At 75.0% G+C, this 16856-nt stretch carries 12 protein-coding genes; 7 read left to right on the top strand and 5 right to left on the bottom strand.

The genetic code is table 11. The features are described 5' to 3' along the window. Positions 1-138 precede the first annotated feature (138 nt). Complete coding sequence (locus tag ACFV4G_RS04805) at positions 139-1509, top strand: cytochrome P450 (RefSeq protein ID WP_380436487.1); 1371 nt, start codon at positions 139-141, stop codon at positions 1507-1509. On the opposite strand, the gene ACFV4G_RS04800 is transcribed toward ACFV4G_RS04805, so the two are convergent. Then, positions 1472-1885 carry a Fur family transcriptional regulator gene (locus tag ACFV4G_RS04800; protein ID WP_380436485.1) on the bottom strand — a complete coding sequence of 138 codons (414 nt, stop codon included), beginning with the start codon at positions 1883-1885 and terminating at the stop codon, positions 1472-1474. The two genes, ACFV4G_RS04805 and ACFV4G_RS04800, sit on opposite strands and share 38 nt — an antisense overlap. Positions 1886-2089: 204 nt before the next feature. Here ACFV4G_RS04800 and katG point away from each other — a divergent pair, with 204 nt between their 5' ends. Further along, a complete protein-coding gene (gene katG / locus ACFV4G_RS04795) occupies positions 2090-4321 on the top strand; it encodes a catalase/peroxidase HPI (protein ID WP_380436483.1) in 2232 nt (743 codons plus the stop codon). Positions 4322-4366: 45 nt separating this feature from the next. Here katG and ACFV4G_RS04790 read toward each other — a convergent pair whose 3' ends face one another. Together ACFV4G_RS04790 and ACFV4G_RS04785 are read right to left on the bottom strand one after the other, a co-directional pair. After that, entirely contained in the window at positions 4367-5050 is a 684-nt protein-coding gene (locus ACFV4G_RS04790) for a response regulator (protein WP_380436481.1), read from the bottom strand. Further along, a complete protein-coding gene (locus tag ACFV4G_RS04785; protein ID WP_380436479.1) occupies positions 5047-6267 on the bottom strand; it encodes a sensor histidine kinase in 1221 nt (406 codons plus the stop codon). Before ACFV4G_RS04785 ends, ACFV4G_RS04790 begins: the two co-directional genes overlap by 4 nt. A 229-nt stretch (positions 6268-6496) precedes the next feature. Here ACFV4G_RS04785 and ACFV4G_RS04780 point away from each other — a divergent pair, with 229 nt between their 5' ends. After that, on the top strand, positions 6497-7186 hold the full coding sequence (locus ACFV4G_RS04780; RefSeq protein WP_380436477.1) for an ABC transporter ATP-binding protein: 690 nt from the start codon (positions 6497-6499) through the stop codon (positions 7184-7186). Between the two features lie 150 nt (positions 7187-7336). Beyond that, complete coding sequence (locus ACFV4G_RS04775; protein ID WP_380436475.1) at positions 7337-9718, top strand: FtsX-like permease family protein; 2382 nt, start codon at positions 7337-7339, stop codon at positions 9716-9718. A gap of 78 nt (positions 9719-9796) precedes the next feature. On the opposite strand, the gene ACFV4G_RS04770 is transcribed toward ACFV4G_RS04775, so the two are convergent. Continuing rightward, complete coding sequence (locus ACFV4G_RS04770; RefSeq protein ID WP_380436473.1) at positions 9797-10297, bottom strand: histidine kinase; 501 nt, start codon at positions 10295-10297, stop codon at positions 9797-9799. A gap of 381 nt (positions 10298-10678) precedes the next feature. On the opposite strand from ACFV4G_RS04770, the gene ACFV4G_RS04765 reads away from it, so the two are divergent. Further along, the gene (locus ACFV4G_RS04765) at positions 10679-10858 is read left to right on the top strand and encodes a hypothetical protein (protein WP_380436471.1); all 180 of its coding nucleotides are present in this window, start codon (positions 10679-10681) and stop codon (positions 10856-10858) included. 386 nt (positions 10859-11244) lie between these two features. Continuing rightward, complete coding sequence (locus ACFV4G_RS04760; RefSeq protein WP_380436469.1) at positions 11245-14469, top strand: type 2 lanthipeptide synthetase LanM family protein; 3225 nt, start codon at positions 11245-11247, stop codon at positions 14467-14469. A gap of 39 nt (positions 14470-14508) precedes the next feature. Here ACFV4G_RS04760 and ACFV4G_RS04755 read toward each other — a convergent pair whose 3' ends face one another. Further along, positions 14509-15600: a serine hydrolase domain-containing protein gene (locus tag ACFV4G_RS04755; RefSeq protein WP_380436467.1), complete on the bottom strand. Its 1092-nt coding sequence runs from the start codon at positions 15598-15600 to the stop codon at positions 14509-14511. 352 nt (positions 15601-15952) lie between these two features. On the opposite strand from ACFV4G_RS04755, the gene ACFV4G_RS04750 reads away from it, so the two are divergent. Beyond that, complete coding sequence (locus tag ACFV4G_RS04750; RefSeq protein ID WP_380436465.1) at positions 15953-16663, top strand: helix-turn-helix domain-containing protein; 711 nt, start codon at positions 15953-15955, stop codon at positions 16661-16663. The last annotated feature ends 193 nt before the right edge of the window (positions 16664-16856 follow it).

The raw sequence follows: 16856 nt of genomic DNA, 5'->3' as shown, positions 1-16856 counted from the left end.
CTTCTACAAATTTCACTCAACCCCAGACCACCTCTGACAACGCTCCCCCCCCCCCCCCCCCGACACCCCCCCACCCCCCCCCGCGCGCCCCCCCCGCCTCCTGGTGCGCGGCGCACGGCTGCCGTACCGTCGGTCGCCGTGACCCTCGACCAGGACCGCGCGAACCGGATCTTCCCGCCCGCCACCTACGCGGACGGCGTGCCGTACGACCTCTACCGCGAACTGCGGGCGGCCGGGCCGGTCCACCGGATCGAGGAGCCGCCCGTCGGCGACTGGCCCGCGGGGCCGGGCTACTGGGCGGTGCTGCGGCACGCGGACGTCAAGCACGTGCTGCGCAGCCCGGGGGACTTCTCCTCCCACCTCGGCGGCACCCAGATCCGCGACCCCGAGACACCCGCCGACCTGGCCTTCGCCCGCACGATGATGCTCAACCAGGACCCACCGGACCACTCGCGCCTGCGCCGCATCGTCGCCGCCGCCTTCACCCCGCGTGCCCTGGCCGACCTGGCCGCCGCCATCGAGAGCCGCGTGCACGAACTCGTCGACACCGTCCGGCCGTTGGGCGCCACCGACTTCGTCGGCCTGGCCGCCGACCTGCCCCTGTGGACGCTCGCCCGGGTGATGGGCGTCCCCGACCGGGACCGCCGTCTCCTGCTGGACTGGGCGAACCGGGTGATCGGCTACCAGGACGCCGACCACGCCGCGTCCGCCACCGCCGACCCGGCCGGCCTGACCCTCCTCGGCCGCGCCGCCCTCGCCCACCGCCCGACCGCCACCCCCGGCGGCCGTCCGCTCAACCCGCGCTCCCGCGCCGGCCTCGCCGACCTCTACGCCTACGCCCACTCCCTCGCCCGACAGCCGGACGCGGACGGCCTGTTGGCCCGCACCCGGGAGGCGGGGCTGACGGTCGACGAGTTCGAGACGATGTTCTTCCTCTTCGCCGTGGCCGGCAACGAGACCGTCCGCAACGCCCTGCCCGGCGGGCTCCACGCCCTGCTCAGCCACCCCGACCAGTACCGACTGCTCTGCGAGAAGCCGGAGTTGACCGCATCCGCAGTCGAGGAGATGCTGCGCTACTGGCCTCCCGTCGTGGAGTTCCGCCGCACCGCCACCCGCGACCTCACCTTGGCGGGCCGGCCCGTCCGGCGGGGCGACAAGGTCGTCGTCTACCACGCCTCCGCCAACCGCGACGAGCACGTCTTCCCCGACCCCGACCGCTTCGACATCACCCGCACCCCGAACGACCACGTGAGCTTCGGCTACGGCCCCCACTTCTGTCTCGGTGCCCAACTCGCGCGCCTGCAGATGACCGTGATGATCCGTCACATCGTCACGACCCTTCCCGGCCTGGAGCTCGCGGACCCGGGCCGAGCCCCGCAGCGCCTGGTCTCCAACTTCCAGAACGGACTCAAGTCCCTCCCGATCAGATGGCGCGCGGGCGGCGGCTCGCGCCGGGTGAGCGGCGCGCGCGTCAGCGTACGCAGTCCGGGCAGAGCCCCCGGTAGGTGACCTCGGCGCCCGACACGGTGAAGCCGAAGCGCTGTTCGGACGGGAGGTCGGCGAGCGGGTCGCCGGCCGGGTGGACGTCGCGGATGGTGCCGCAGTCGGTGCAGACGAGGTGCTGGTGGGGGTGGTGGGCGTTGGGGTCGTAGCGCTTGGCGCGGCCGTCGGTGGCGACCTCGACCACCTCGCCGAGCGTGACGAGCTCGCCGAGGGTGTTGTAGACGGTGGCCCGGGAGATCTCGGGGAGCCGCTCCGCGGCGCGGGCGTGCACCTCGTCGGCGGTGAGGTGCACGTGGTCGCCGTCGAGGACCTCCGCCACGACGCGCCGCTGGGAGGTGAGGCGCCAGCCGCGCTCGCGCAGTCGTTCCAGGAGGTCGCTCATGTCGGTTCACCTATTCAGGTCAATGGAGAAACCCGGAGTTTATCAGCGGATATCAGGGTTATCCGGTATTGGACCCGATACTTCCCTGGTGTCCTTCTTGACTTGGATTGCGTCCATCGTAGGATCGGCTCCGGCATTAGCCTAGGCAGCAGCACACCAGGTAGCGCAAGACACCGTGATCCGCCTTGTCAGGGAAGGATTCCCATGTCTGAGAACCACGATGCAACCGGAGTCGGAGCACAGGCGGAGGGCACGGGCGGCTGCCCGGTCGTCCACGGGCGCGCGGCGCACCCCACCCAGGGCGGCGGCAACCGCCAGTGGTGGCCCGACCAGCTGAACCTCAAGATCCTCGCCAAGAACCCCGCGGTGGCGAACCCGTTCGGCGCGGAGTTCGACTACGCGGCGGCCTTCGAATCCCTCGACCTCCCGGCCGTCAAGCGCGACATCGCCACGGTCCTCACCACGTCGCACGACTGGTGGCCCGCCGACTACGGCAACTACGGCCCGTTCATGATCCGCATGGCCTGGCACAGCGCGGGCACCTACCGCATCCGCGACGGACGCGGCGGCGCCGGCGGCGGCCAGCAGCGCTTCGCCCCGCTCAACAGCTGGCCGGACAACGCGAGCCTGGACAAGGCCCGCCGCCTGCTGTGGCCGGTCAAGAAGAAGTACGGCCGCAGCCTGTCCTGGGCCGACCTGATGGTCCTCGCCGGCAACGTCGCCCTGGAGACGATGGGCTTCGAGACCTTCGGCTTCGGCGGCGGCCGGGTCGACGAGTGGGAGCCGGACGAGGACGTCTACTGGGGCCCGGAGACCACCTGGCTCGGCGACGAGCGCTACACCGGCGACCGCGAGCTGGAGAACCCGCTCGCCGCGGTCCAGATGGGCCTGATCTACGTCAACCCCGAGGGCCCCAACGGCAATCCGGACCCGATCGCGGCCGCGCGCGACATCCGCGAGACCTTCTACCGGATGGCGATGAACGACGAGGAGACCGTCGCCCTCATCGCCGGCGGCCACACCTTCGGCAAGACCCACGGCGCCGGCCCGGCGGACAATGTCGGCCCCGACCCCGAGGCCGCGCCGATGGAGCAGCAGGGCCTCGGCTGGAGGAGCGCCTTCCGCACCGGCGTGGGCGGCGACGCGATCACCAGCGGCCTGGAGGGCGCCTGGACGCACACCCCCACCACCTGGGACAACTCCTTCTTCGAGACCCTCTTCGGCTACGAGTGGGAGCTCACCGAGAGCCCCGCCGGCGCCCACCAGTGGATCCCGAAGGACGGCGCCGGCGCCGACACCGTGCCCGACGCGCACGACCCGTCGAAGCGGCACGCCCCGGTCATGCTCACCACCGACCTGTCGCTGCGCCTGGACCCGGTCTACGAGCCCATCTCCCGGCGCTTCAAGGACGATCCGGCGCAGTTCGCCGACGCGTTCGCCCGCGCCTGGTTCAAGCTCACCCACCGCGACATGGGCCCGGTCGTCCGCTACCTCGGCCCGGAGGTCCCGAGCGAGGAGCTGATCTGGCAGGACCCGCTGCCGGCGGCCACCGGCGAGCGGATCGACGCCGCCGACGCCGCCGCGCTCAAGGAGCGCGTCCTCGCCACCGGCCTGTCCGTCGCCCAGCTGGTCTCCGCCGCATGGGCCGCCGCCTCGTCCTTCCGCGGCAGCGACAAGCGCGGCGGCGCCAACGGCGGCCGGATCCGCCTCCAGCCGCAGGCCGGCTGGGAGGTCAACGACCCGGACGAGCTCGCGATCGTGCTGCGCGCCCTCGAAGGCGTCCAGCGGGACTTCAACGCCCGGGCCGGTGCCAAGCACGTCTCGCTGGCCGACCTCGTCGTGCTGGCCGGCGGCGCGGCCGTCGAGAAGGCGGCGAAGGACGCGGGCGTCGCGGTCGAGGTGCCGTTCGCGGCCGGGCGCGTGGACGCCTCGCAGGAGCAGACCGACGTCGAGTCGTTCGCGGCGCTGGAGCCCTCGGCCGACGGCTTCCGCAACTACGCCGGCAAGGGCCAGCGGCTGGCCGCCGAGTACCTGCTGCTCGACCGGGCCAACCTGCTGACGCTGAGCGCCCCCGAGCTGACCGTCCTCGTCGGCGGCCTGCGCGTCCTCGGCGCGAACCACGGAAAGTCCACGCACGGCGTGTTCACCGACACGCCGGGCGTGCTGACGAACGACTTCTTCGTCAACCTGCTCGACCTCGACACCACGTGGAAGGCCGCCTCCGAGGACGCGACCACGTTCGAGGGCCGCGACTCCTCCGGCGTCGTCAAGTGGACCGGCACCCGCGCCGACCTCGTGTTCGGCTCGAACTCCGAGCTGCGCGCCGTCGCGGAGGTCTACGCGAGCGACGACGCCAAGGAGAAGTTCGTCCGGGACTTCGTCGCGGCCTGGGTCAAGGTCATGAACCTCGACCGGTTCGACCTCGCCAAGGCGTGACGCCCGGCTCGGGGCCGGGCCCGGGACCTGTCCGTGCGGACAGGCCTACACCGGGCCCGGCCCCGAGCCGACGCTCACCAGCCCCGTCTCGTACGCGGCCACCACCACCTGGGCCCGGTCCCGCAGGCCCAGCTTGCCGAGGATCCGGGCCACGTGCGTCTTGACCGTCGCCTCGGACAGGCCGAACCGCGCGGCGAGTTCGGCGTTGCTGAGCCCGCGCGCGAGCAGGGTCATGACCTCCAGTTCGCGCGGGGTGAGCGCGGCCAGCTCGCGGTGCGGTGCGGCGGGGGCGTCCGGGCGGGCGAAGCGCTCGACGAGGCGGCGGGTGATCGCCGGGGCGAGCAGGGCGTCGCCGGAGCGCACCAGCCGGACGGCGGCGGCCAGGTGCTCGGGGGTGACGTCCTTGAGCAGGAAGCCGCTCGCGCCGGCGGCCATCGCGGCGTAGACGTACTGGTCGAGGTCGAAGGTGGTCAGCATGATCACCCGCGGCGGCTCCTGCGCCGTGTCGGCGACGATCCGCCGGGTGGCCTCCAGGCCGTCCAGGACGGGCATCCGGATGTCCATCAGCACGACGTCCGGTCTGGTCCGGCGCACGGCGGCCACCGCCTGCTCGCCGTCGTCGGCCTCGGCGACCACCTCGATCCCCTCGGACTCCAGGATCAGCCGGAAGCCGGTGCGCACCAGCGCCTGGTCGTCGGCGACCACCACGCGCAGCGGGTCGGTGCTCATGAACTCTCCAAGGGGATCAGGGCCTTGACGCGGTAGCCGCCGCGTGGCCGGGTGCCGGTGTGCAGGGTGCCGCCGTAGACGGCGAGGCGCTCGCGCAGGCCGATCAGGCCGCGGCCGTTGCCGGTGGCGGCGGCGCCGGTGGGGCGGCCGCCGGTGTCGGTGACCTCGACGGCCAGGTGGCCGGGGGCGTACTCGACGGTGACCTCGGCGGCGGCGCCGCCCGCGTGCTTGACGGTGTTGGTGAGCGCCTCCTGGACGACCCGGTAGGCGGCGAGTTCGACCCCGGGCGGCACGGCGCGGCGCTCGCCGGAGACGGTCAGCCCGACCGTCAGCCCGGCCTGCCGGACGCCCTCGACCAGCGCGTCCAGCCGGCCGAGGCCGGGCTGCGGGCTGAGGTCGGCGGTGGCGGCCGGGTCGTCGCCGGTGCCCGCGTCGATCGTCAGCAGGCCCATGACGTGCCGCAGTTCGGTCATCGCCGCGCGTCCGCCGGTCTCGACGGCGGCCATCGCCTCGCGGGCCTTGTCCGGCGCGGTGTCGAGGATCTTGCGCGCGGCCCCGGCCTGGATCGTCATCATGCTCACGTTGTGCGTCACGACGTCATGCAACTCCCGGGCGATGCGGGCCCGTTCGTGCTCGACCGCGCGCTGGAGCGCGGCCAGCTGCTCGCGTTCGAGGGCGGAGAGCCGCTCGTGGCCCTCGGCCGCCCGGCGGCGCCACATGCGCAGTTCGTAGGCGACCGCGAACACCGGCACGAGGAGCAGCACGGCGACCACGCCGTTGGGGAAGTGCGGCAGTTTGGCCTCGGCGAAGAGGACCACGAGCGTGGTGGCGGCGGCGGGCAGGCTCGCCAGGACGGCGGCCGGGCGGCGCCCGTACGCGGCGACGCTGTAGGCGGCGATGACGACGGCGACGCCCGCCGAGTAGGCGATGTCCTCGGACTGGTGACGCACCAGCAGCGCGAGCGGCAGGACGGCCCACAGCACCGCCAGCGGGTACCGGCGGCGAAGCGCGAGCGGCAGCGGCACGACCGGCACCATCAGGAGGAGCGCGGAGTGCGGCTCCTGGACGATGAGGACGTAGTGCGTGCCGAGGAAGGCCAGGAACAGGGCCAGCGCGACGTCGAACGCCCACCCGCGCCGGGTCGGCAGGGGCGGTGGCGGTCCGGCGCTCGGGCGGACGGCCGCGCGCAGCCGGTCCGGGGTCAGGGCTTCGATCACCGGCACATTGTGGCGGCCGGGCGCCCGGCTGGACAGCCCCGCGTCCGGCGGAGCCTCCTACCCCCGTCGACTACGTCGCAAGGATGACGCCGCGCGCCGTACCTCCCGCGCGGTACGGAAGTTGCCGCGCTCGGCGGACGCGGGTGCCCGGCCTCCGTCCGTACGGTCGTCCCGACCCACCAGGGACGACACGCGTCCCGACCCACCAGGGACGACACGAGGGACGACGATGAGCACCACACCGGTGATCGAACTGCGCGGCGTGAGCCGCGGCTACGAGGGCGCGCGGGCCGCCCTGGACGACGTCACGCTGAGCGTGCGGCCGGGCGAGTCGGTGGCCGTGCTCGGCCCGTCGGGGAGCGGGAAGTCCACGCTGCTCAACCTGGTGGCCGGGCTGGACCGGCCGACCGCGGGGACGGTCACGGTGGCCGGGGCGCGGGTCGACGGGCTGAGCGAGGCGGCCTCCGCCCGCTACCGGCGGAGCACCATCGGGATGGTGTTCCAGTTCTTCAACCTGCTGGACGACCTGACCGTGGCCGACAACGTGGCCCTCGCCGGCGAACTGGCGGGCGTGCCGCGAGCCGAGGCCCGGCGGAGGGCCGCCGAGCTGCTGGAGGCGCTCGGCGTCGACCGGCACGCCCGCGCCCACCCCGGCCGGCTGTCCGGCGGCGAGCGCCAGCGCGTTGCGGTGGCCCGGGCGCTGATGAACCGGCCGACGCTGCTGCTGGCCGACGAGCCGACCGGCGCGCTGGACTCGGCCTCGGGCGAGGACGTCAAGGAGCTGTTCCGGGAGCTGCACGAGGACGGGCAGACGATCCTGCTGGTGACGCACGACCTGAGGCTGGCCGAGGACTGCGCGACCCGCACGGTCCGGATGCGCGACGGCCGCGTCGAGGCGGATTCGGCGGTGGCGGCATGAGCGAGCGGAGGGAGCTCATCGTGGGTAGGTGCGCGTTGCGCGAGGCGCTCGCCGTGCGAAGCGAGGGGGCGGCATGAGCGAGCGGAGGGAGCTCATCGTGGGTAGGTGCGCGTTGCGCGAGGCGCTCGCCGAGCGAAGCGAGGGGGGCGCATGAGCGCCCTCGGGAGGGTCGTCCGGGCCGGTGTGCGCCGCCGCCGGACCCAGTCGGTCGCCATCGGCCTGGCCGCCATGGTGGCCACCACCTGCTCCGTGCTGGGCGGTTCGCTGCTGGTCGCCTCCCAGGCGCCGTTCGACCACGCCTTCGAGGGCCAGCACGGCGCCCACCTCACCGCCCGCTTCGACGGCGCCCGCACCACCGCGGCCGGGCTCGCCGCCTCCGCCCGCGCGTCCGGCGTGACGGCCGCCGCCGGCCCGTTCCGCACCGTCACCGTCGACCCCGCGCCGGGCCCGGGCTCGACCGTCCCGGCCGGGGTGACGCTCCCGCCGATGACCGTCGTCGGCCGCGGCTCGGCCAGTGGCGACGTCGACGACGTCACGCTCCTCCAGGGGACCTGGCCGCACGCGGCGGACGAGGTGGTGCTCGACACCGGGTACGGCAGCACGCCCGCCGAGCTCGGCGGCTCGATCCGGCTGCCCGGCCTGCCGGGCGCGCCCGCGCTGAAGGTGGTCGGCCTCGCCCGCTCCGTCAGCCGCACCGCCGACGCCTGGGTCACCCCCGAGGGCGTCACCGCCCTCACCGCGCCCGGCACCACCCCCGGCTACGAGATGCTCTACCGCTTCGCCGACGCGGGCACCACCGGCGCGATGGACGCCGGCCGCTCCGCCGTCGCCGCCGCCGCGCCCGCCGGGGCGCTGACCGGCGCGCAGTCCTGGCTCACCGCCAAGCAGGGCTCGGACCGCAACACCGCGCTGTTCCTGCCCTTCCTGGTCGCCTTCGGACTGCTCGGCATGGCGATGTCCGTCCTGGTGGCGGGCAACGTCGTGGCCGGCGCGGTCGGCACCGCCACCCGGCGGATCGGCGTCCTCAAGGCGCTCGGCTGCACCCCGGCCCAGGTGGTCCGCGCATACGTCGGCCAGGCGCTGGTGCCGGCCGCCGTCGGCACCCTCCTCGGGGTGGTCGTGGGCAACCTGCTGACCGTCCCGGTGCTCGCCACCACCGGGCAGGTCTACGGGACGGACGCCTCCGGCATCGCCCCCTGGGTCGACGCCGCCGTGGCGGGCGGCACCCTCGTCACCGTCGCGCTCATCGCCTGGGCCGCCGCCGCCCGGGCCGGCCGGCTGCGCACGGTGGACGCGCTCGCCGTCGGCCGCACGGCGGGCGGCACCCGGCGCGCCGCGGTCGCGGCCCGCGCCGCCGCCCGGGCGGCCCGGCTGCCGCTGCCCCGGCCGCGGAGCCTCGGGCTCGCCCAGCCCTTCGCCCGCCCGGCCCGGGCCGCCGGGATGCTCGCGGCCGTGCTGTTCGGCACCGCGGCGGCGGTCTTCGCGGTGGGCATGGGCGGCACGATGACGTGGGTGCAGGAGGCGAAGAACCACGACGGCGCGGACGTGTTCGTGCACCCGCGGCGGGCGGACGGGCCCGGCTCCGGTGCGACGGCCGGCCTGCCGGTCGCCGCCGATCCGGCGGACGTGACCGCCGCGCTGGCCGGCCGTCCGGGCACGGCGTCCTCCTACGGCACCGGCACGGTCGACGTCGCCGTCCCCGGCGTGGCCGGCAGCACCACGGTGACGGCGTTCCAGGGCGACGCGTCCCGGGCCGGCTACCGGATGGTCTCCGGCCGCTGGTACCGGGGCCCGGGCGAGGCCGTCGCCCCGGCCACCTTCCTCACCGAGGCGAACCTCCGGCTCGGCGACCGGGTGACGTTCACGGACCACGGCCGGCCGGTCACCGTGACCGTCGTCGGAGAGGTCTTCGACCCGCACGTCCAGACGAACGAACTGCTCACCGACGCCCGGAGCTTCCCGTCCGGGACGGCCCCCCGACCGGACGCCTGGTTCGTCACGCTGACCAAGGGCACCGACCGGGCCGCCTACGCGGCCGCCCTCGGCACCGCGCTCGCCCCGGTGCACATGAGCGCCGAGGTCGGCGCGCCGCACGGCTCCAGCGGCTCGATCACCGCACTGGACTCGCTGACCGCCACGCTGACGCTGCTCCTGGTCGTCGTCGCCGGGCTCGGGGTGTTCAACACCGTCGTCCTGGAGATCCGGGAACGCACCCGGGACATGGGCGTCACCAAGGCGCTCGGCATGACCCCGGCGCAGACCGTGGGCGTGGTGCTCGCCTCGGTCGTCCTCGTCGGGGTGGTCGGCGCGGCGATCGGCCTGCCCGTCGGGCTGCTGCTGCACGGGCTCACCGTGCCCGCCATGGGTCACAGCGCCGGGCTCGACTTCCCGGCCTCGGCGCTGGACGTCCTCGGCGCGCCGGCGCTGGTTCTGCTCGCCGGCGGCGGGGTGCTGATCGCCGTCCTCGGGGCCCTGCTACCCGCCGTCCGGGCGGCGCGGACGCGGACGGTGGCCGCGCTGCGGGCGGAGTGAGCGCCAGGGGCGCGTGTCGCCGGTTCAGGCCGGGTGCCGCGCCGCCGGGGCACGCGCCCCGCGCCCCGAGGAGTCCGGTCAGTCCCGGCCGGGCTCCTCGGCCTTCCGCTCGGCCGCCTTGACCTGCTCCTCGAACGCGCGGGCGTCGATCCGCTCGACCGTGGCGCCGTGCTTCGCGGCCAGCTCGTCCGCCGGGCCGGGGGACGCCTCGCGCACGTCCACCACGAGCATCGCACCGCCGTCCGGTACCCGCGGCGACAGCACGATCAGTCCGGCGCCGCCCTCCGTCGCCTGGTGCTCCTCGGCCGCGTTGCCGAGCACCGCGCCCGCCGCGAAGCCCAGCAGCACCCCGATCGGCCCGCCGAGCAGGCCCACCAGCCCGCCCAGCACGCCGGAGCCCACGGTCGCCACGCCCGCACCGCGCACGAAGCCGTCCCGCACCTCCAGCAGGCCGTCGGCGCTGCGCTCCAGCGCGGCCACCTGCCGCAGGCCGGGCAGGTGCTGCGCCTCGTCGTAGGCGGCGCGCCAGCCGGCGGCGTCCGGGAAGGTCAGCAGGACGAAGTTGTGCTGCTCGCTCATGGTGCTCCGATCGGTCCACGGGTCCCGGGCTCCATCGTCACCCTGGGTGCCGGGCGCTGCCACAGCAGCGACCGGCCGCCGGGCTCCCCGGGGGCGGCGGCCCCGAAACGTGGGGTCCGGTTTGTGCGGCCTGCACCGTCCCGGTTTTGGCCAGGTGTGGGGCGGCCGTCGGGCCGGGCGGGGGAGCGGCGGGCGCGGCGGCCGGTGGCGGGACCGGGCATGGCCTGGGGGAACGGGGGCGGGGTGCCGGGCCGGACCTTATTTCGATCGTGGCCGGAATTGCGTCGGGTGGGGCGCACGCCCCTGGTGTGACGCGTGAGGCGCTGCCAGGATCCGGACCCGGCACGCCCGTGCCAGATCCCATCGCTTCGAGGAGGCAACATGCTGCCCACGGCTGAGCAGGTTCGCGCGCTCAAGGACGAGGACTTCCGGCTCACCCTCGGCCAGGGCCACCAGGTCCACCCGGCCGGCGAGCTCGCGGACGAGCTGTACGTGACCGCCTCGGTGCAGTCCGGCACCTGCGGCGGCTGGTCGAGCTGCGGCCGCGTCTGCAGCTTCTGAGTCCTCCGGGGGCCGTGAGGCCTCCGGAGCCGGCCGATCCCGGATCCCGCGGCTCTCCCGAGCCCACGGTCCGGGGTCGCGGCCGGCGCGGGTCCCGGCCGCACCGCCGGGATCCGCGCCGCGTCCGCGCCGCCGGCCGGCGGTTCGACCGTGGCCGGCCCACGGCACCGGGCACCCCACGGCCCTGGTGCTCTCCAGCCGCGAGGCGGACGGTGCGGCTGCACTGCAACTCGACACCCCTGAGAGCGCGTCGAGTTGCCCAGGCAGGCGCAGCCGGTGACCGGTCCGCGGGGTGGGGCCCCGACCCCACGCCGGGGCACCACCCACCCCGAGCGGTCGGTATGGCGCGACAGTGAGAGACACAGCGAGAGAGGCGACCCCGACCCGTGGTTGACGCGACCGAACTCCTGCGGGCCGCCGCCCGCGCCGTCCCGCTGAACGCCCGCGGTCCGGTGCCCGGCACCGAGACGGCGGGGCTCGCCGAACGCGCCGAACGGGTTGAACGGTCCGAACGGGTTGAACGCGCCGAACGGTCCGAACGCGCCACGCGGAAGCTGGACCGCTGGCGCGCCCAGGCGCCATTCGACCGGGACGGCTGGTTCGAGCGCCGCCTCGCCGCCGACGGCCTCGACCCGGACGCCCTGCACGCCCTGCTCGCCGAGCACCCGGACGCCCTCGCCGACCGCCTCGGGCGCCTCCCGTGGGCCGAGCGCCTCGCCGCCGCCTTCGCGACACCCGCCACCCTCGACGTGCCCGAGGACCACGCCTTCGCCCGGCTCGTCGCGCCCCTGCTGGCCGACGCCCGCGACCGCCTGCGCGCCGCGATCGCCGACCTGGACGTCCCCGCCCTCGGCACGCCCGAGGAGCTGACCGCCCTCGTCCTCCCGGCGCTCACCGCCGCCGTCCACGGCATGGCCGTCCGCACCGTCATCACCGAGCTCCACGTCGCCCGCCTCACCGGCGAGTTGACCGGTGACACCCCCGAGGAGCGCTACCGCGACTTCCTCGACCGGCTCACCCGGCCCGGGCGCGCCTTGCGCCTGCTCGCCGAACACCCAGTCCTGGCCCACCGGTTGACGACCGCCGCCGAGCAGTGGACCGCCACCGGCCGCACGCTGTTCCGCCGCCTCGCCGCCGACCTGCCCGCGATCCGCGCCACCTTCGCCGACGGCCGTCCGCTCGGCCGCCTCACCGAACTCGCCACCGGCCTCGGCGATCCGCACCGCGGCGGCGCCACCGTGAGCTCCCTGCGCTTCGAGCACGGCACCCGGATCGTCTACAAGCCCCGCCCGCTCGGCGCCGAGAACCACTTCCAGCAGGTCCTGCGGTGGCTCAACCCCCGGCTCCGGCTGCCCCTGCACGACCTCGCCCACCTGGCCCGCGACGGCTACGGCTGGGTCGCCCACGTCACGGCCGAACCGGCCCGCGACGAGGCCGAGTTGAGCGCCTTCTACCACCGTGCCGGCACGCTCGCCGCCCTCATGTACGTCCTCGACGCCGTCGACTGCCACGCGCAGAACCTGCTCGCCGTCCGGGACCAGCCCGTGCTCATCGACCTGGAGGCCCTGCTTCACCCCGACCTGCACGAGCCCGCCAAGGACCTCTCCGAGTCCGAGCGCCTCGCCCGCCACCACGCCCGCCACTCGGTGCTGCGCTCGGGCCTGCTGCCCGAACGCATGTGGGACGAGGGCAACGGCGGCACCGACCTCTCCGCCCTCGGCTGGGACCCTTCGACCCTCCCGCCCCGCGCGGCACCCGTCCTCGTCGGCGAAGGCACGGACGAACTGCGGCTCGAATACCGGCGGTTGCCGATCGAGGCCCCGGGCAGCCGGCCCGTCCCGGCCGACCGGCCGCTGCGCCTCGCCGACCACCTGGACGAGTTGGAGGCCGGCTTCACCGAGGCCTACCGGATCCTCGCCGCGGAAAAGGACCAACTCGGCGATCTGATACGCGCGTTCGCCGGCGACGAGACCCGCATGCTGCGCCGCGACACCTTCGAGTACCGCAGCCTCCTCAACACCGCCTGCCACCCCGACCTCCTGCGCGACGCCCTCGACCAGGACCGCCACCTCGACCGGCTCTGGGCCCTCGCCGCCTGGGAGGAGCACGCGCTCGCCTTCGTCGAGCACGAGCGCGCGGACCTGTGGCGCGGCGACGTGCCCGTGTTCACCATCCGCCCGGACGGCGTCGACGCCCGCTCCTCGACCGGCGCGGTGATCCCGGGCGTCGCGGACCGGCCGGCGCTCGACCTCGCCCTCGCGAAGGCGGACGGGCTGGGCGAGGAGGACCTGGAGTGCCAACTCCAGCTCCTCCGGCTGTCCGTGACGACGGCCGACGGCGCCCGCGAGCCGCGCCGAACGGCGACGACCGCACCCCTCGCCGCACCGGCCGGGACGGAGGACGGCCTCGCGGCCCGCGCCCTCGCCAAGGCCGTCGAAGCCGGCGAGCAGCTCCTCCGCGAGGCCCACCGGGGCAGCGCCGACCTCGCCTGGGCCGGCCCCAACTGGACCCCGCCCGGCCGCTGGGCGCCCGCCGAGCTCGGCCCCGACCTCTACAGCGGCACGGCCGGCATCGTCCTCTTCCTCCACCAGCTCGCCACCGTCACCGGGGACCGCTCCCACCGCGAGGCGGCCCGGGCCGCCGAACGCACGCTCCGCCGTCAGGTCCGCCGTCGCGCCGACCGCCTCGGCGGCGGCCTCGCCGGCACCGGCGGCGTGCTGTACGCCCTCGCGCACCTCGCCGCCGACCACCCGGACGACGAACTCGACGCCCTGGCGGGGCAGATGATCGGCCGGATCGCGGCCACCGCCGCCGAGGACGTCCAGCACGACCTCCTGGCGGGCAACGCCGGCACCATCGGCGGCCTCCTGGCCTGGGCCTCCGTCCGCCCCGGCCCGGCCGTGACCGCCGCCCTCGCGGCCTGTGCCGCACGCCTCACGGAAACCGCGGCCCCGCACCCGGAATTGGGGAGGGCCGACGGCGGCGTCGGCTGGCTCCCCGCCTCCCTCGCGGGCGCGGCCGCCCGTCCGCTCGCGGGGTTCGCCCACGGCGCGTCCGGCATCGCGTGGGCACTGGCGAAGGCGGGCCACCACCTGGGCGACTCCCGCCTTCCCCAACTCGCCCTCGCCGCACTGGACTACGAGCGCACCCTGTTCGACCCGGCCGCCGCCAACTGGCGCGACGTCCGCGAGGACGGCGGTCCCGACGGCCCGTCCTTCCCGGTCCTCTGGTGCCACGGCGCCTCCGGCATCGCCCTCGCCCGGGTGGAGATCGCCGAACTCCTGCCGGAAGGCGGCGAGTTGCTCGCGAAGGAGCGCGACACGGCCCTCGACACCGTGCTGCGCGAGGGCTTCGGCCTCAATGCGTCCCTGTGCCACGGCGACCTCGGCAACGTGGAACCCCTCCACCTCGCGGGACGCCCCTGGCACGGCGCGGCCCGCGCCGCGCTGGACGCCCTCGACAACCGGGGCTGGACCTGCGGCCTGCCGCACGGCGTCCACAGCCCGTCCCTCATGGTCGGCCTCGCCGGCATCGGCCACGGCCTCCTCCGCCTGGCCGCACCCACCCGAGTCCCGTCCCTGCTGGCCCTCCACCCGCCGACGGTGCGTTGACCCTACGGCCCCCGCAACCGCCCGCGCGTGGTGCCCGGTTCAGGAGCCCGTGGTGGTGGGGCAGAACTCCGCCTCCAGCTCGTCGGTGAACACGCCGATCGGCCAGGCGCCGCTCTTCCAGGTCCCGTTCGTCCAGTCGCCGTTGACGTTGGTGGAGAGCAGGTGGCGGCCGTCCCGGCTGCCGTAGGTGTAGGTCCACGAGCCGTTGATGGCGCCGCCCATGCCCCACACCGTGGTGCAGGACAGCTTGATCGAGCTCACGCCCAGGCCGTACGCCGTGTTCTCGATCCACGTCTTCGGCGGCGTCGGGATCATCGTGAACATCTCCCGCTGCTGGGCGGGCGGCAGCAGGCGGCCGCCCAGCAGCGCGGCGAAGAAGGTGTCGAGGTCGCCGACGGTGGAGATCATGTCGCCGGAGGCCCAGCCCCAGGACGGGCTCAGCTCGGTGACGTCGTAGACGGGCGCGTCCGGGTGGGGGTCGCCCAGGCGCGTGTACTCGCGCCCGTGCGGCCCGTGGACGGTGACGTCGGACGGGGTCGGCGTGGAGGTGCTCCCGAGGCCGAGCGGGGCGCCGATCCGCTGCTCGATCTGCTCGGCGAGCGTGGTGCCGGTGGCGCGCTCGACGATCAGCCCGGCGAGGACGTAGTTGGTGTCGGAGTACGTCCAGCCGGTGCCGGGGGCGAAGTCGGGCCGGTGGTGCATCGCGATCCCGACGAGCTGCGCGGGGGTGTAGTCGTCGAAGCGGTGCCGGAGGAAGGCGGGGCCGCCCGCCTTGCGCTGGACGTCCTCGTCCATCACGTAGTTGAAGACGCCGCTGGTGTGGTTGAGCAGCTGTCGCACGGTGATCCGGTCGGGCTGGTAGCCGGGCCCGTCGACGACGCCGGGGAGCCAGCGGTCGACGCTGTCGTCGAGGCTCAGCCGGCCCTCGGCGGCGAGCTGGAGGACGACGGTGGCGACGAAGGTCTTGGTGGTGCTGCCGATCCGGAACCGGTCCTGCGGGTGGCGCGCCCGCCCGGTGGCGGTGTCGGCGACGCCCGCGCCGCCGTACCAGCGGCGGTGGCCGTCCCTGACCTCGGCGACCGCGCCGGGCAGACCGCCCTCGGCCACGGCCCGGTCCAGCACCTTCTGCACGCCGTCGTGCCCGCTCTTCGCGGCCGACGTGGAGAGGACCGGCGCGGCGAGGGCCGCCGAACGGCGGCGGTGGCCGAGAGCACGGCTCCGGCGAGCACAGCGCCGACGGTGGTGCGGATCGTGGTCTTCATGGTGTGTTCCCCCTGGCGGTGGTTGTGGTTGCGAGGAAGAAACTACGGCGTGCTTTCCATATGAATCAACGTCAACTCCTATTGCCAGATGAATCCTTGCAGCTCACAGCGGCGATATCCTTGCAATGGCCCTGCCGGTGATTGCAAGGCTGTGCGGGTTCATTGCAACAAGCCCGGCGCCCCGCGCATACTGGTCGCGCCACGCGAGGAGACGAGGACGGATGCCCGGAGCCAGACTGACCCAGCAGGACCGCCGGCGGATCGCCACCGGCCTGGCCGAGGGGCTCGGCTACGGCGAGATCGCCCGCGACCTCGGCCGCCCGACGTCCACCGTGACCCGCGAGATCGCCCGCAACGGCGGCCCCTCCGGCTACCGCGCCGAGCGCGCCCACCGGGCCACCGTCCAGCGCTCCCGCCGCACCCGCCCGGCCCCGCCGTCGGGCGCCCGCTCGGCCGTCGTCGTCCGGCAGGCGGCCGGGCGCGACCCGGTCGCCGTGCGCGAGTTCGCCGAACGGATGGCCGAGTTGCTGGTCCACGTCGGCATGCCCCGGATGGTGGCCCGGGTGCTCACCTGCCTCTACGTCACCGACGACGGCAGCCTCACCGCGGGCGACCTCGCCGACCGGCTCCGGGTCAGCCCGGCCTCCGTCTCCAAGGCGACCGCCTACCTGGAGGGCCAGGCGCTGGTCCGCCGCGAGCGCGACGAGCACCGGCGCCGCACGCGCTACGTCATCGACGGCGACATCTGGTACCGCGCCCTGCTGGCCAGCGCCGAACGCAACGCGATGCTCGCCGGGGTCGCCCGCGAGGGCGCCGAACTGCTCGGCCCCGCGACTCCGGCCGGCGCCCGGATGGACGGCGCCGCCGCACTCCTCGACCGGATCGGCCAGGACATCGTGCGCGCCGTCCTGCAGTGGCGGGAAGCGCCGTGACCTAAGGCCTGTCGTCAAACCCCCGCCCTCCGAGCGGCGTTGGGGCACGCACCTCGCTGCGTTGTCGTCGGTCGCCCGATGTCCCCCAGCCTGGCGGCCGGGTGGGGGTCCCCCCGGCCGAAGGCTGGGGGCGTGCCCCCACCGCATCGCCACCCTCCTCCGCCTTGCGATGCACGCACCCCCACGCCGCCCG

Origin of the sequence: Kitasatospora sp. NPDC059747 (assembly GCF_042732955.1) — a bacterium.
Classification (GTDB): domain Bacteria; phylum Actinomycetota; class Actinomycetes; order Streptomycetales; family Streptomycetaceae; genus Kitasatospora.
The sequence above is the reverse complement of the archived record's forward strand: the minus strand, read 5'-3'. Positions and strand labels throughout refer to the sequence as shown.